The sequence below is a fragment of the Streptomyces sp. NPDC005775 genome, assembly GCF_042871565.1.
GTDB lineage: Bacteria > Actinomycetota > Actinomycetes > Streptomycetales > Streptomycetaceae > Streptomyces.
Genome location: NZ_JBIAIU010000015.1, coordinates 126,144 through 142,863 on the forward strand (window position 1 = coordinate 126,144; position 16,720 = coordinate 142,863).

Here is a 16,720-nt window from a genome sequence, read left to right on the forward strand (position 1 = left end):
GGGCAATCTCGCGAGGCCATATGTAGGCCTTGTGAAGAGAAAGCAGCTCCGATGCGTGCTCGATGGCGAAGACCATCATCGTTGTTCCCCCCAGGCCCCGTCGGACGACGCAGGGCGCGAGGCACGGCAGTCGCCGTACTCGTCTCGCTCTCGTGCATGCTCACGACCGAGACCGCGTCCGCGACGGGTGAGACCCTTCCGGCGCTCTCGATGCCGAAGATGTCCCTGTCCGGGCTGTGGAAGTGGCTGGACGAATCCCCCCTGCACACCCCCGACCAGGAAAGCGGCACCGCACGCGGCAAGAGCCACACCGCCACCGCGGACCAGACCAGCAGCGATCTCGCCGTCGGTCACAAGGCGGGCAAGGGCAAGGGCGAACTCGGCGCCTACACCCGGCCCGACGACCGCCCCCGCACGGCGGTCACCGACTCCGTAGCGGGCAACGCCAAGAGCTTCGACGCGAAGACGAGCAGGCGGAACGCGAAGAAGTCCACGGCGACCTCCGACTACTTCGTCAACGCCGACGGGTCGACCACCGTCCGCCATTACGCGGGCCGGTCCAACTTCAAGGGCGCCGACGGCGCCTGGAAGCCGATCGACACCGATCTGACGCGGGACAAGGACGGGCGGCTCCAGCAGGCCGCCAACTCCCTGGACGTCGAGTTCGCCCCGGACGCGGGCGACCAGCAGCTCGCCTCCGTCGACTTCGGCGAGGGCCGCAGCTTCGCCTACTCGCTCCGCGGCGCGAAGAAGGCCACCGCCACGGTCGACGCCGACAACACGGCGACGTACGCCGACGTCCTGCCGGACACCGACCTGCTGCTCTCCCCGCTCGCCGAGGGCTTCAAGGAGCGGCTGGTCCTGCGCTCGGCCGAGGCCCCGAACTCCTGGCTGTTCCCGCTGGACATCCGGGGACTCACCCCGCGCATCGCGGACAACGGCGACGTGCGGTTCACCGACGGGGACGGGGAGGTGACCGCCACCATTCCCCACGCCTTCATGGAGGACTCCAGGATCGACCCCCGCTCCGGTGACGCGGCGATATCCCGCGCGGTGACCTACGAACTGACCACCGCCGACGGAAAGCCCGCCCTGCGGCTGACCGCCGACCGCGACTGGCTGGACGACCCCGCCCGGTCCTACCCCGTCACCGTGGACCCGACGATCACCGCCGGCAACACGACGTACGCGCAGAACACCATCGGCGGCGACCACTCCACCGAGAACCAGATCAAGGTCGGCAGTTACGACTCCGGCACCAACAAGACGAACTCGTTCCTCCAGTTCTCCTCGCTGGGCACCACGCTCAAGGGCCAGCGGGTCACCGCCGCCACCCTGAACGTGTACGCGATCTGGTCCGCGACCTGCACGGCGGAGCCGTTCTCGGTCCACCCGATCACCAAGTCCTGGACCCCGGCCGGTGTCACCTCCTACCCCGGCCCGGCGTACGGCGCCGCGATCGGCAGTGCCACGGTCGCCCCCGGGGCCTCCTGCAGCAACACCGCCAACTCCCTGAGCGTCGGCACGAAGATGCCGGTCAAGCTGTCCACCGATTGGTTCGATGGCGTCGCCACCGGCAGCGCCAACTACGGCCTGGCCCTGACCGCGCCGACGTCCGACGGACTGCACTGGAAGAAGTTCCACTCCGACAACAGCACCACGGCGGCCTTCCGGCCCGCACTGGACCTGACGTACACGCCCAACAAGGCGCCGCAGATCAACGCCCAGTACCCGCCGGAGAACCACCAGTCGAACACCCTCCAGCCGGAGCTGCTCGTCTACGCGAGCGACGCCGACAAGTGGCCGATGGCTGCCCTGACGTACGCCTTCGAGGTGTACGACGCGGACAGCGACAGCACCACGCCCGTCGCCACCTCCGGGATCATCACCAAGAGCAGCTGGAAGATACCCGCCGGCAAGCTCAAGTGGAGCAAGAACTACGCCTGGTACGTCAGCGTCACCGACGGATACGACTCGGTGATGTACTCGGCGAGCCGGTTCGCCACGGCGGTGCCGCAGCCACCGGTCACCTCGGGCCTCTCCCAGAACACCGACGGCCACGAATTCGACCCGAGCGACGCCAACTACACCACCGAGGACACCGACGCCGAGGTCGAGGTCGTCGGCCCGTCGCTGTCCGTGGAGCGCTCGTACAACAGCCGTGACCCGCGCACCGACGGTGCCTTCGGCGCCGGCTGGGCGACGGTCACCGACATGACGGCCGTGGAGGTGAAGGACGGCGCGGGCACTCTCACCAGCGTCGTGATCACCTACCCGGGCGGCGAGCAGGTCGCCTTCGGCCGCAACGCCGACGGCACCTTCGTGCCTCCGATGGGGCGGTACGCCAGACTGGCGGCGGCCGCGTCGGGCGGCGGTTACACGCTGACCGACAAGGACTTCACCACCTACAGCTTCCAGCAGGCGGTGACCGGCCGGACCGGCGCGTTCGCGATCTCGTCGATCAAGGACTACGCGAACCGGGCGGAGACCTTCACCTACACGAGCGGCAAGCTCAGCAAGGTCACCAACACCACGTCCGACCGGTCGCTGTCCTTCGCCTGGCAGACCCCCTCCGGGGCCACCGCCCCGCACGTGTCGACCGTGACCACGGACCCCGCCAAGGCCGGGGACGCGAGCACCGCCCAGGTCTGGAACTACGGCTACACCGGCGACCAGCTCACCAAGGTCTGCCCGCCCGCCGACCCCACCAAGTGCACCGTCTACGGCTACGCCACGGGCAACCACTACCGCACCACCGTCATGGACGCGGACCCGTTCGCGTACTGGCGGCTGGGGGAGACCGGCGGCACGGTCGCGAGCGACACGGTCGACCTCAACCAGGGCAAGTTCAACGGCCTGTACCGCAACGTGACCCTCGGCGGGACCGGCCCGCTGGCCGGCTCCACGCAGAAGGCCGCCACCTTCAACGGCACCACGTCGTACGTCGAGATCCCGAGCGCCCCCGGCGCCACGCCCTCGTACACGACGGTGTCGCTGTGGTTCAAGACCACCCAGGCGGGCGGTGTCCTCTTCTACTACGGGGACAAGCCGCTCAGTGACGCCGACCCGGTCACGAACACGAAGAAGAACACCCCGGCGGTGTACGTCGGCACGGACGGCAAGCTCCGTGGCTGCCTCGCCATGTCCCCCGGGTGCATGACCACGATCGCGTCCACGGCCACCGTCACGGACGGCAAGTGGCACAACGTGGCCCTCACCGGAGCGGCGACCACGCAGACGCTCTACCTCGACGGCGCCAAGCAGGGCACCCTCGCGGGCACCATCAACGACTGGGAGCAGCCCTACATCTCCTTCGGCGCCGGGGTGAACACCGACGGCTGGCCGGCCATGAACGCCTCCGACAAGCTGGGGCACTACTCCGGACAGCTCGCCGAGGTCGCCGTCTACACCGAGGCGCTCGACCCGTCGGTCATCACCGCGCAGTACCTCGCGGCCACCCGGTCCGCAGGACTGCTCAACAAGATCACCACGCCGAACGGCAAGACCCAGTCGGCCGTCACCTACGGCACCACGGACGACCTGGTCGCCCAGGCCACCGATGGCGACGGCGGTACCTGGAAGCTGAACCCCGCCACCGTCACCGGCTCGTCCCAGGTCTACCGCTCCGCGGTGATGGGCACGGCGCCGGCCGGCTACTGGCGCCTGGACGACACCCAGGGTGCCGCGCAGGCCGCCAACGAGCTGCACACCGGCTTCGGCACGTACAACAGCGTCACCCAGGGCGTGGCCGGGCCGTTCGGCGCCGGTGATGTCACGGCGGCGCAGTTCAACGGCACCAGCTCGTACGCGGAGGTCCCCTACGGGACCTGGCACGCCAAGGGCGATCGGTCCGTCGAGCTGTGGTTCAAGACGGCGAAGCCGGGCGTGCTGGTCGCGGACCAGGACCAGGCCATCAACGACCCCGCAGGGGTCGTGGGATCGCACTCCCCGCTGCTCTACGTCGCCGCCGACGGCAAGCTGCGCGGTCACTGGTGGAGCGCGAGCGGCAGTGGATCGGCGGACTTCGGTTCCACGTCCACGGTCACGGACAACGGCTGGCACCACGCGGTGCTCTCCGCCACCGGCACCACCCAGACGATGTACCTGGACGGTGTGAAGCAGGGCGTCCACAACGGGGCGGCCGGAGACGAGAACAACAAGCACACCTACATCGGCGCGGGCTTCGCCAAGGGCTGGATCAGCGCCCCCGCCGACATCAGCTACTTCACCGGCTCCATCGCCGAGGTCGCCGTGCACGCGGCCGGCCTCACCGAGGAGCAGGTCGAACAGCACTGGTCGGCGTACAAGGCCTCCGCTGGCGTCGCCCCGGTGCGGACGGTGAAGCTCACCGACCCCACCGAGAAGACGCTGACCTACGTGTACGACGCGGAGATGGGCAACCGTCTGCTGACCGCGATCGACACCAACGGCAAGCGGACCACGTACGGCTACGACACGGCGGGCTTCCTGCGCACCGTGACCGACGCCAACGGCAACCGCTCGATCACCGGCCACGACATCCGGGGCAACACGGTCTCCCAGACCATGTGCCAGGACACGGCCGCGGGCAAGTGCGCCACCGACTACTACACGTACTACCCGGACTCGACCACGGCGTTCCCGCCGATGGACCCGCGCAACGACCTGGTGCTCACCGAGCGCGACGGCCGTTCCTCGGGCCCGACGGACAACACCTACCTGACCAGTTACGTGTACGACACGGCGGGCAACCTCACCTCGGTGACGACGCCGCCGGTGCCGGGCCACCCCGACGGGCGGACCGCCACCACGACGTACACCACCGCAACCACCGCGGCGGCCGAGGGCGGCACCGCGAAGGCGCCGGCCGGGCTGGTCGCCGAGGTGGTCACCCCCGGCGGCCGGAAGACCGCGTACTCCTACTTCGCCAACGGTGACGTCGCCGAGACGACCGACGCCAACGGGGCGAAGGAACGGAGCACGTACGACAACCTCGGACGTCAGCTCACCAGGACCGAGGTGACCGACGCCCAGCCGGGCGGCCTCACCACGACCCTGACGTACGACAAGGACGACCAGGTCCTCACCGAGACCGACCCGCCGGTCACCAACCGGGTCACCGGCGCCGTCCACACCGGGCGGACCAGCACCGTCTACGACGCCGACGGCAACGTCTCCTCGCAGACGATCGCGGACCTGACCGGCGGTGACGCCTCCCGCGCCACCTCGATCACGTACGACGCGTACAACCGCATGGCGTCGAGGACCGACCCGGGCGGCGACACCACGTCGTTCGAGTACGACGTGTACGGCAACAAGGTCAAGGAGACCGACCCGGCCGGCAACGTCAACACGTACACCTTCGACGGCGAGGGCAGGCCCCTCACCACCAACCTGCTGAACTACACGGGCGACCCGGCGAACCCGACGTCGCCCACGACCCTCGTGCAGGAGTCCCGCGCCTACGACCCGGCGGGCCGCCTCGCGTCGATCACCGACGCGATGGGCCACGTCACGGCGTACACGTACACCGACGACGGCCTCGCCGCCTCGGTGATGCGCAAGGACCCGGCCAACGGCCTCTCCTTCACCGAGGAGGCCAACACCTACGACGCGGCCGGCAACCTGGTCAAGCAGGTCACCAACGACGGCCAGACGGTGTCCACCTTCACGGTGGACGCCTCCGACCGCACCACGTCGTCGGTCCTGGACCCGGGGGGGCTCGCCCGGACCACGAAGGTGAGCTACGACCCGGACGACAACGTCGTCTCGGAGACCGACCTCGACCCGGCCGACGGCCGTACCAGCACCGAGGACACGCTCTACGACAACCTCGGCAACGTCACCGGCTCCACCCTCCACGACGGCACCACCGCACCGGTGGCCCGCTGGAAGCTGGCCGAGACGAGCGGCACCTCGGCCGCGGACTCGTCCGGCGGCAACCGGAGCGTCGGTTTCGGCAGTGGGGTCACCCACTCCACCGAGCACGGCGGCGCCGCGGTCTTCGACGGCACGACGAACGCCTACGGCGAGACGAAGGGCGCGGTGGTCAACACCGGCGGCTCGTTCACCGTCTCGACGTGGGTGAAGCTGAACTCCACGGCGGCCAACAACACCTTCCTGGCCCAGTCCGGGGAGTCCGCCAGCGGTTTCCAGCTGTACTACTCCACGGCGTACGGGTGGACGTTCAACCGGCACAGCGCGGACATGGCGAGCCCGGCCATCGTGCGGGCCAGCTCCGGCACCGCGGCGGTGGCCACGGGCACCTGGACGCACCTGACCGGTGTGTACGACAAGGAAGCGGCCCAGATCCGGCTGTACGTCAACGGCGTACAGGCCGGCACCTCGACGGCGTTCACCACTCCCTGGGACGCCACGGGCCCGCTCCAGATCGGGCGGAGGATCCCCGGCAAGGAGAACACCAACGGCGCGCTCAGCGACATCCAGGTCTACGGCGAGGCGCTGACCGCCGCGCAGGTGACCGCGCTCAAGGCCGGCACCCTGCCGGCCGCGGGCAGCTCCGTCCGCACCAACGCCTGGAAGCTGGACCAGCGCGGCCTGCCGCTGTCCATGACCGACGAGAACGGAGTCACCACCGACTACGGCTACGACGAGGCCGGTCAGCAGACCAGCGTCACCGAGCCCGCCGTCAACAGCGAGACCGGCGGTGGCACCCCGGTGTCGGTCCGCCCGGTGTCGATGACCGGCTACAACACGTTCGGTGAGGACACCGAGTCCTCCGACCCGCTGGGCAACGTGGTGACGACGGCGTACGACGCCGAGGGCCAGGAGTCCTCGACGACGATGCCGAACTACACCCCGCCCGGGGCCTCGGCCCCGATCACGGCCGCGACCTGGAACGAGTACAACAAGCTCGGCCAGGTCACCGCCGAGGTCGACCCGCTGGGCAAGCGCACCGAGTACACCTACACCCAGCTCGGCGACCTGGCCTCGGTCAAGGAGCCCGGCGGCGCCACGACGCGGTACACGTACACCGCCAACGGCGACCAGCTGTCGGCCACCCGGCCCGGCGGCGCCCGCCAGGAGACGACCTGGGACTACCTCGGCCGCCCGGTCACGGACACGGACATCGTGCGCCAGCCGACCGAGCGGGCCTACACGTCCATCAACGAGTACAAGGCACCGGGGGGTGAACTCTCCCGGACGGTCAGCCCGACCGGGGTGAGCGAGTCCTACAAGTACAACGTCCTCGGCGAGACGACGGAGGTGACCGACGCCGCGGGCGCCACCAGCCGCTTCACGTACGACATGGACGGCCGGCCGCTCACGTCGGTGGACGCCGACGGCACCAGCACCGCCAACACCTACGACGGCTACGGACAGCTGACCGCCACGAAGGACCTGGACGCGACGGGCAAGGTGCTGCGGACCAGCAGCTCCACCTACGACCGTGCGGGCAACCCGACGTCGGTGACCGACTACCGGGGCCACACCGTCACGCTCACGAGCGATGCGACGGGTCTGATCACCAAGGCGGTCCAGCCGGTCTCGGCGACCGAGTCGATCACCACGACCTTCGGCTACGACGCGGCGGGCAACCGCACGCGCTTCACCGACGGCCGCGGCAACGCCTTCCTCACCACGTACAACACGTGGGGCATGGCGGAGAAGGAGATCGAACCGTCCACTCCGGCGCATCCGGACCTCGTGGACCGCACGTTCACGATGATCTACGACGTGGCGGGACGCCCCCAGGAGCAGCGCTCCCCTGGCGGGGTCGTCGTCAGCAACGAGTACGACGACCGGGGCCGGCTGGTCCGCCAGCACGGCACGGGCGCGGAGGCGGAGACCACCGACCACACCTACACCTACGACGAGGACGACCAGGTCACCTCGGTGGCGGGCGCGGACGAGGAGAAGAACACCTTCTCCTACGACGACCGCGGCCTGCTCCTGAGTGCCAACGGCCCCTCCGGCACCTCCTCCTTCGCCTACGACGGCAATGGCGCGATGACCTCGCGCAAGGACGCGTCGGGCACGTCGACCTTCGGGTACGACACGGCGGGCCGGCTCAAGTCGGCGGTGGACGGTGCGAGCGGTACGTCGATGACGTACGGCTACGACACCGAGTCCAACGTGACCTCGATCGAGTACGGCCAGGGCAAGGGCAGGCGTGACTTCTCGTACGACTCCCTGGGCCAGCTGACCACGGACAAGCTGACGTCACCCACGGGCAAGTCCCTGGCGTCGTTCACCTACGGCTACGACCTCAACGGCAACGAGACGTCGAAGACGACGACCGGTGTCGCCGGGGCCGCCACGAACACGTACACGTACGACTGGGCGAACCGCCTGTCGTCCTGGAACAACGGGAGTGCGACCGAGCAGTACGGCTACGACGCGTCCGGCAACCGGACCCGCGTGGGCGGTGACACCTACACGTACGACGCCCGCAACCGACTCTCCTCGGACGGGCAGAACACGTACACGTACACCGCGCGCGGCACGATGAGTTCGGTCACCGACGAGGGCGGTGTGCAGACCTCGGTGAAGGCGGACGCCTTCAACCGCGTCATCAGCGAGGGCGAGCGGACCTACACGTACGACGGCCTGGACCGGACGCTGAAGGCGAGCGACGGCCAGGGCGGCTCGCTGTACGACTTCGCGTACAGCGGGGCCGGCAACGACGTGGCGTCCGACGGCGGCACCAGCTACAGCCGCAACGTCGACGGTTCGCTGATGGGCATCAAGTCGGCGATGGGTTCGGTGCTCGCACTGACCGACATCCACGACGACGTGGTGGGCCAGTTCACCGCGGACGGCGAGGCGCTGACGGGCTCGACCACGTACTCCCCGTTCGGGAAGGTCGAGCAGTCGACCGGCATGGTCGGACACCTCGGCTACCAGTCGGGGTGGACGGACCCGGAGACCGCCAAGGTCAACATGGCGGCGCGCTGGTACTCACCGGAGACCGGCCAGTTCAACAGCCGCGACACGGTGGGCATGAACCCGCTGCCGACCTCGGTGTCCGCGAACCGCTACGCGTACGCGGACCAGAACCCGATGACGGCCACCGACCCGACGGGTCACTGGCCGAGCTTCGTCGACAAGGCCATCAAGAAGGTCAAGAAGAAGGTCAAGAAGGTCGTCAAGTCGGCCTACAAGAAGACCAAGGCCGCGGTCAAGAAGGTCGCGAAGAAGGTCAAGGCCGCCGCCAAGAAGATCAAGAAGGCGGTCAAGAAGGTCGTCAAGAAGGCCAAGCGCGTGGTGCGCAAGGCCGTGCACTATGTCGCCGACAGCGTCAAAAAGGTCAAGAGATACGTCAAGCGGACCTATAAGCGCGTCAAGAAATACGTCCACAAGGTCGTCAAACACGTCAAGAAGACGGTCCGCAAGGTCGCCAAGGCCGTCAAGAGCGTGGCGCACAAGGTGGTGAAGGCCGCCAAGAAGGTCGGCAAGGCCGTCAAGAAGGCGGCGAAGGCCACAGCCAACTTCGTGAAGCAGCACGCTTCGACGATCGCCTCCGTCGCGGTCGGGGTGGTGGTCTTCGCGGGTTGTACCGCGGCGACCGGTGGCGTGGGTGTCATCGGCTGCGGTGCCCTGGCTGGCGCTGCGGCCAACGCGGTCGGCTACGCGATGAGTGACGGTCCCAAGACCCTGGCCGGCTTCGCGACCGCGGTCGGCGTGGGAGCCCTCACCGGCGCCCTCGGCGGCGCGGCCGGCGGCGCGGCCTCCGGCGCGGTGGGCCGCCTGCTCGCCGGTGTCGGCGGCAAGGCGCTGAACGGCGCGGCGATGGGTGCTGCGGGCGGTGCCGCGGAAGGCGCGGTCGGCTACGGCATCTCCTGCGTGGCCAGCGAGGAGGGCTGCAGCGTCTCCGGCGCGGCGAAGGCCACGGCGGTCGGCGCGGTGACGGGTGGCGTGTTCGGCGCGGCGGCGAGCAAGGTCGGCGGCCGCAAGGGCTGCACCCCGCACAGCTTCACCGGAGCCACTCCGGTGGTCCTGGCGAACACCACGACCAAGCCGATCTCCGAGATCAAGGTCGGGGACTACGTCCTCACGGCCGAACCGGGTAAGAAGGAGAAGGAGAAGCACAAGGTCACGGCGGTCATCGTCACCAAGACGGACCGTGCGTTCGTGGACATCACCGTGTCCACGAAGTCGGGCCCGAAGACGATCCACACGACTGAGCACCACCAGTTCTACGAGGCCACCAAGAACGCCTGGACCCAGGCGGTCGATCTCCAGGCCGGCCAGAAGCTCCAGACCGAGTCGGGCCGCCCGGCCGTGGTGATCGACGTCAAGGCGTTCACGGCGCAGACCGTCACGTACGACCTGAGTGTCGAGGGGCTGCACACGTACCACGTGGGCGCCGGCGACGCCGCGGTGCTCGTGCACAACCAAAACACGCCCATCGCGTGCACCGTCAACGGACGGCATGACGTGTACGACATTCCCGGAGGTTCCTCGGGCGGCCACGGTGCCGGTGACACCATTCCGGCGGCGTTGCTCGGGAGTTACGACATCGGCGTGAATGCGAGCCCCGGCTCCACTCCGCCCATCTGCTCGTACTGCCGGGTGAATCCTGCGCAGGCGGTCGATCACGTCGAAGCGAGAATCGGTGGGGGTGACCTCACTGATCTCAACACGACGCCCGCGTGCAGGCGGTGTAACAGTTCGAAGAGGGAGCGCGTGGCACCGAAAACGCCTCCCGCGAATTACAAGGGAGCATGGCCGCCGCCGTGGTGGCCGACCAACATGAAGACCGGGTGGGCCAGCACGTACGGCCTCTCCCCCTATGTGAAGAAGTAGTACCCTTCGGGTCGGGCGCCGCGTATCGAGCGGCGCCCGACCTTTTAGGGCCGTCCCAGGAAGGCGCCACGCAGTGGATTCGCAGAAGTACATTGTTCATGACGACCCGGCGATCATGTCCACCGACCAGTACATCGCCATGGTGGATCTCGCTCCGTTTGGTTTCGCCCAGCACATGGAGCAGATATGGCTCGGCGTGAACGGGGACGGAACACATGAAGTCCTGTGTATTCCGTTCAGGGTCTACGGGATGTCGTTGCATGACGTCGTGGAGCTCGACGGCGACGATGTCGTGTCGCGCATCGTCCGTTCCGGAAGCCACCGCACGATGAGAGGGCTCATCGCTCCCACCGTTTCGGCGGAGGGGATCTCCGAGATTTCCGCCTCGGTCAACGAGCTGGCTGAGGGGTCGGGATTCCTCAGCGAGTGGAGCGGTCATCGCCATGTCGCCATTGATATTCCCCCCGGGAGCGATTCGCGGGCACTCCAGGAATTCTTTGCCGCCCAGCGGGAGTCGGAGCGCGTGTACTGGGAGTGGAGCGACGCCAGGCCCTTCACCCGGTAGCGCGGAACAGTCTGGACAACGAAGATGGCTATTCTGATCGACCATTTCGAATCACGCCTGGGTCAGCTTGTCGGTGCGTGGTCGGTCAGGGATGGCCCTCCTGAAGGTGCCGCACAGGTGGGGTATTTCACCGGCGGCGTCTTCGATGGCGTTCAGTCCTTTGCCACGACCACCCTGCACCAGACGCACCTGGTCTCTCCCACTACGGGCGAATCTCAGCACCTGGAGTTGCTCGGTTGTACTCGCCCCGTTGCCGGGGATGAGTACGGGCCGTTCCCCGGAGTGCTGGAGTGGGTGGCTGAGCGCTTGGCGGCGACGGGGAAAGCGGTTCTTCGCGGGGATGTCGTGTCCTTGCCGATGCCGCTGCGTCCGGGCGGAACCCTGGCGCACCTCTACGCGGCGATGCCGGTCTACTTCGATGACGCCTTCTTCTCCGTCGACCTGGAGAACGGGACGCATGTCTCCGTGGCGTGGCTGGTGCCGCTCCACGGCGTCGAGGCGGACTACGTCACGGAGAGGGGCTGGCCGGTCTTCGAGGAGGAACTGACCAAGCAGGATCCTGATCTGTTCGACCTCGGCCGTCCGCCGATGAGCCTGTAGCCCCGGCAGCGGGATGAGCGCGGGCCTCCGGAACTCTCCGGGGGCCCGCGCTCGCGTCCGGGCGCCGGTACGGGGGCGCTTGGCTCTCCGGCCCCGCCCCGCCCAGTCAGGTCAGGACGGCTGAACGAGCCCCGCCTTGCCGTAGACCGTCGCCACCCGCGCCCCCGCCACACCCGAGGCGAAGCCCATCCCGATCCGGAAGACGCCCGGCTGGGCCGGGTCCGGGATGTGGACTCCCAGCCCCTCCGGCTCCCGGTAGTCCAGCGAGTACGCGGCCGCCGTGTGGGCCGGGTTGACCGTCTCCTTGAACGGCGTGGGCGGCGCGGGGTCCAGGGCGCCCGTGGTGAGGTTCACCGAGGTGATGAACGTGTTGCCGACGCCGGGGGCGGAGATCACCGTGTCCTGGCCGTTGATCTTCTGGACGGAGCCGTAGCTGTTGCCGTGCAGCATGTAGAGGTACTGGCCGACGACGGCGTACCCCTGGAGGAACGGGTCGCCGTAGGTGGTCAGCGGCCAGCCGGGAACCGCGGTGAGTCTCGGTTCGCGGACACTCGCGAGCGGCTGGCTCCAGATGCCGAGGCGGGCCAGGTCCAGGTCGTGCACCTGGAAGATCATCGCGCCGTCCGTGTCGCGGCAGCGGAAGGCGAGACGGCCGTAGACCGGGTCGACGGAGGCGGTGTACGTCGTGGCGCCCGCGACCGGCGCGTACATGGTGAGCCCGGCCGAGCCGGAGTCGAGCACCTGGCCGCTGACGAAGGGGAAGCGTGCCAGACGCCTGCCGCGGCTGGTGGTCTTGGTCGGGTCGTCCGGGTGCACCGGGTCCGGGACCTCCTGGCCGTCCGCCTCCGTCCACAGGTAGGCCTTGGCGCCGACCGGCTCGACACCGATGCTCATGCCGTGTCCGAAGCCGCGCAGATACATGTAGCCCAGCGTGTTGCCGGACATGTCCCACTTGGTGATGGTCAGGTCGCCGCGCCGGTTGCGGTCGACACTGCTCACCGCAGCGGACTCGCCCGAGAGTTTCAGCCCGCCCTGCGTCACCTGAGCCAGGTAGACGTGGCCGTTGGCGTTGTCGTAGCCGAACGACTGGAGGATCGTCGTGTCGCGCAGGGACTTCTGGCGTATCCAGTTGTCCGATGCGCTGTTCAGGTCGAGCCGGGGCGAAGGCACCAGCAGCGCCGAGCCCGGCGTGGGGTGGGTGGCGGCTGAGGCGGTGCCGGTGCCGGCGGAGACTCCGGCAACGGTGAGCGCGCCCGCGCCGCTCCACGCGAGCAAGGAGCGGCGGCTGGGGTGAATGAGTCTGTCGTGGGTCATGGTGCTCATCCAAGCCGGGAGCCCCACCGCGCTCAACCCCGCCCCCCTCCAGCTCAATTCACCCAGCCGTCGCCCCCACGCCACACACACCATCCGCCCTCGACACATTGACCGGCTGATGTACTTTCGTGCTGATCTCGCTGGTGGTGCCCTGCTTCAACGAGGAAGACATCCTCGAACGCTTCCATGAACGTGTGACGGACGAGATGACCCGCCTCGGCCACGCGTTCCAGCTCGTGTACGTGGACGACGGAAGCGCGGACCGGACGCTCCCGATCCTCCAGGAGCTGGCCGCCGCCGACCCCCGGGCCCGCTACGTCTCCTTCAGCCGCAACTTCGGCAAGGAAGCCGCCATGCTGGCCGGCCTCCAGCACGCCGAGGGCGACGCCGTCGTCATCATGGACGCGGACCTCCAGCACCCCCCGGAGCTCGTCGGCCGCATGCTCCAGGAGCACGCGCAGGGCTACGACCAGGTGATCGCCCGCCGCACCCGCAAGGGCGACCGCGTCACCCGCACCCTCACCGCCCGCGCCTACTACTGGCTCATCAACCGGCTCGTCGACGTGGAACTCGTCGACGGCGTCGGCGACTTCCGGCTCCTGTCGCGGCGGGCCGCCGACGCCGTGCTCGAACTCACCGAGTACAACCGCTTCTCCAAGGGCCTCTTCGCCTGGGTCGGCTTCCCCACCACCACCTTCAGCTACGAGAACGCCGTCCGGGAACAGGGCCGCTCCGCGTGGACCTTCGGGAAACTGCTGAACTACGGCCTCGACGGCCTCCTCTCCTTCAACAACAAGCCGCTGCGCGCCGCGCTCTACCTCGGCATGCTCCTGATGTCCCTGGCCTTCGTCTACGCCGCCTGGATCGTCGGCGTCGCCCTGGTGAAGGGCGTCGACACCCCCGGATACGTCACCCTGCTCGTGGTCCTCACCGCCCTCGCCGGTGTCCAGATGGTGATGGTCGGGGTGGTGGGGGAGTACGTCGGCCGGATCTACTACGAGGTGAAGCGCCGCCCGCACTTCCTGGTCAAGGCCACCAACACCCAGGCGCGCCGGCCGGCCCAGGAGCCGGAACCCATGGAGTTCGTACGCCGATGACGGTCAAGGCACAGCTGGCCCGGTTCGCCCTCGTGGGCGCCGTGAACACCGGCACGTACTACGGCTTCTACCTCGTCCTGCTGCACTGGCTGCCGTACATAGCCGCCCATGTGCTGGCCTTCGCGCTCAGCATGACCGGGTCGTTCTTCCTCAACTCGTACTTCACCTACCGCACCCGCCCCACCTGGCGGAAGTTCCTGCTCTTCCCGCTCACCAACGCCGCCAACTTCGTCATCACCACCGGCGGCGTCTACCTGCTGGTCGACCTGGCCGGATTCAGCAGCCGGTACGCACCGCTCGTCGCGGCGGCGGCCGCCATCCCGATCACGTTCGTGGTCTCGCGCACGATCATGCTGCGGCCGGACACCCCGCCGAAAGCGGTCGAACGGGTCGGCTGAGCCGCGCCGCCGGCAGGCCACATCCCCAACTCCTGCCGAATCGTTGGTCGAATCAGTGGACCGGACCCGTTCCACTGCCCTGGAGCATCCGGCACTTGGGGGCGGCGTCGCGGGTCTGGGCACGCACATCCGCAGCGTTGTCGTCCATCACCATGGCTCCGCCATGCCTCAATCCTCCGCCTTGCGGCTGCACGCACCCGGACCCGCTCCTTTTCCCGCCCCCCAAGTGCCGGATGCTCTAGCATCGATCACCGCAAGGCCTTGTGCACCGCCGCACAATCTCCTCGGGAGGCTCCTTTGCACCGCCGCCGTCGCACCGCGCTCACCGTCTCCGCCGCACTGCTCGGCGCGGCGCCACTCCTCACCGCCTGCGGCAGTCAGGCCCACCCCGGCGCCGCGGCCCTCGTGGGAGGGGACCGGATCACGGTGGCCACCGTGCAGGGCCAGGTGGAGGACGTGCGCAAGGCGCAGGACGCCTCCGAGCAGGCCGCCCAGATCACCAACCAGTCCGGCCAGCTCGGCCGCGCCAAGCTGCACGGGCTGATCCTGGACCGGGTCCTGGACAAGGCCTCGGCGGACGCCGGGGTGACCGTCACCCGTGCCGAGATCCAGCAGATGCGGGCGCAGGCCGTCGCCCAGTACAAGGGGGAGGACGGGCTGCGCGCCGCGGTGCTCCAGGAGCGCTGGATCGCCCCGGACCAGATCGACACCTTCCTGCGCGAGCAGATCCAGCTGACCAAGCTCGGCCAGGCACTCGGCGCCGACCCGACGACGCCGGCCGGTACGAAGGTGCTCGGTGACGCGCTGACGAAGGCGTCCAAGGCGCTGAAGGTCGACGTCAACCCGCGCTTCGGCACCTGGAACAACCAGCAGATCCAGCTCGCCGAGTACAAGGCCCCCTGGATCACCCAGGTCACCAAGCCCGCCCAGTCGGCCGCGGAGGCCGGGGCCTGAGGACTGTCCGACGGCCGGGGTAGATTCGGCGGTGTGAACGCTGAAGACCCCGGCCGCATCGTCCTGCTCACCGCCAGCCACCGCGTCGCGCCCGGACTCCTGTCCTGGCCCGCCTGGCAGACCCTGCACGCCGCCGACCGGGTGCACTGCGGGGAACCGGGCCAGCCGCAGCTGCCGTACCTGCGCGAGGCGGGCGTCACCGTCACGCCCGGCGTGCCCGACGCGCAGGAGCTTGTGGACGCGTGCGCCGGCGGCGGGACCGTCGTCATCCTCACCGGCGGCGAGGGCAATCAGCCGCTCACCGACGGGCTGGCCCGGCTCGCCGGCTCGGGGCGGGTGCGGATGCCGAACCTGGAGCTGCTGCCCGGCTCGTACGACCTCCCGGGCGCCCGGCTGCTCGACCTCGTCCAGGTCATGGACCGGATCCGGCTCGAATGCCCCTGGACCTCGCAGAAGACCCACAAGGGCCTCGCCAAGTACGCCATCGAGGAGGCGTACGAGCTCGTCGAGGCGATCGAGGACGGCGACCGCGAGGAGCTCCGCGAGGAGCTCGGGGACGTACTGCTCCAGGTCGTCTTCCACGCGCGCATCGCCGAGGAGGACGAGGAGGAGCCGTTCTCCGTCGACGACGTCGCGGCCGGCCTCGTCGAGAAGCTGATCCACCGCCACCCGCACGTCTTCGGCGACGAGACCGCCGAGACGCCGGAGGACGTCCACGCGCACTGGCTGCGGACGAAGGCCATCGAGAAGCAGCGCGAGTCCGTCACCGACGGCGTGCCGCTCGGCCAGCCCGCCCTGGCGCTCGCCGCGAAGCTCGCGAGCCGGGTCCGTACCGCCGGACTCGACGTGGCGCTCCCCCAGGGCGGCAACGAGGACGGCGCCGAGGGCGACGACATCGGCTACCGGCTCCTCGCGCTGGCCGTGCGCGCCCAGGAGGACGGCATCGACCCGGAGGCCTCCCTGCGCGCCGCGGGGCGTGCGTACCGGGACGCGATCCGGGCGGCGGAGGGCGTCCGCCAGCCGCACGGGACGGGCGGATAGCG

The 16,720-nt window shown here is 69.1% G+C and carries 8 protein-coding genes; 7 read left to right on the forward strand and 1 reads right to left on the reverse strand.

From position 1 onward, the window contains the following. Window positions 1-156 precede the first annotated feature (156 nt). From ACFYPA_RS30030 to ACFYPA_RS30040, 3 genes are all read left to right on the forward strand, one after another. Entirely contained in the window at window positions 157-10,749 is a 10,593-nt protein-coding gene (locus ACFYPA_RS30030; RefSeq protein ID WP_389135454.1) for a LamG-like jellyroll fold domain-containing protein, read from the forward strand. Window positions 10,750-10,822: 73 nt separating this feature from the next. After that, window positions 10,823-11,314 carry a DUF4265 domain-containing protein gene (locus ACFYPA_RS30035; RefSeq protein WP_359082834.1) on the forward strand — a complete coding sequence of 164 codons (492 nt, stop codon included), beginning with the start codon at window positions 10,823-10,825 and terminating at the stop codon, window positions 11,312-11,314. A gap of 24 nt (window positions 11,315-11,338) precedes the next feature. Continuing rightward, window positions 11,339-11,914 carry a suppressor of fused domain protein gene (locus tag ACFYPA_RS30040; RefSeq protein WP_389135458.1) on the forward strand — a complete coding sequence of 192 codons (576 nt, stop codon included), beginning with the start codon at window positions 11,339-11,341 and terminating at the stop codon, window positions 11,912-11,914. A 111-nt stretch (window positions 11,915-12,025) separates the two neighbouring features. On the opposite strand, the gene ACFYPA_RS30045 is transcribed toward ACFYPA_RS30040, so the two are convergent. Then, a complete protein-coding gene (locus ACFYPA_RS30045) occupies window positions 12,026-13,228 on the reverse strand; it encodes a teichoic acid biosynthesis protein C (protein ID WP_359082838.1) in 1,203 nt (400 codons plus the stop codon). A 128-nt stretch (window positions 13,229-13,356) separates the two neighbouring features. On the opposite strand from ACFYPA_RS30045, the gene ACFYPA_RS30050 reads away from it, so the two are divergent. The 4 genes from ACFYPA_RS30050 (at window position 13,357) to ACFYPA_RS30065 (ending at window position 16,718) form a co-directional block, all read left to right on the forward strand. Beyond that, window positions 13,357-14,325 (forward strand): glycosyltransferase family 2 protein, encoded by a 969-nt coding sequence (locus tag ACFYPA_RS30050; RefSeq protein ID WP_359082840.1) that lies wholly within the window; start codon window positions 13,357-13,359, stop codon window positions 14,323-14,325. Beyond that, the gene (locus ACFYPA_RS30055; RefSeq protein ID WP_359082842.1) at window positions 14,322-14,723 is read left to right on the forward strand and encodes a GtrA family protein; all 402 of its coding nucleotides are present in this window, start codon (window positions 14,322-14,324) and stop codon (window positions 14,721-14,723) included. The genes ACFYPA_RS30050 and ACFYPA_RS30055 overlap by 4 nt, the downstream gene beginning before the upstream one ends. Window positions 14,724-15,020: 297 nt before the next feature. After that, window positions 15,021-15,677 carry a SurA N-terminal domain-containing protein gene (locus ACFYPA_RS30060; protein ID WP_359082844.1) on the forward strand — a complete coding sequence of 219 codons (657 nt, stop codon included), beginning with the start codon at window positions 15,021-15,023 and terminating at the stop codon, window positions 15,675-15,677. A 33-nt stretch (window positions 15,678-15,710) separates the two neighbouring features. Next, on the forward strand, window positions 15,711-16,718 hold the full coding sequence (locus ACFYPA_RS30065) for a nucleoside triphosphate pyrophosphohydrolase (protein WP_359082846.1): 1,008 nt from the start codon (window positions 15,711-15,713) through the stop codon (window positions 16,716-16,718). Window positions 16,719-16,720: the final 2 nt, after the last annotated feature.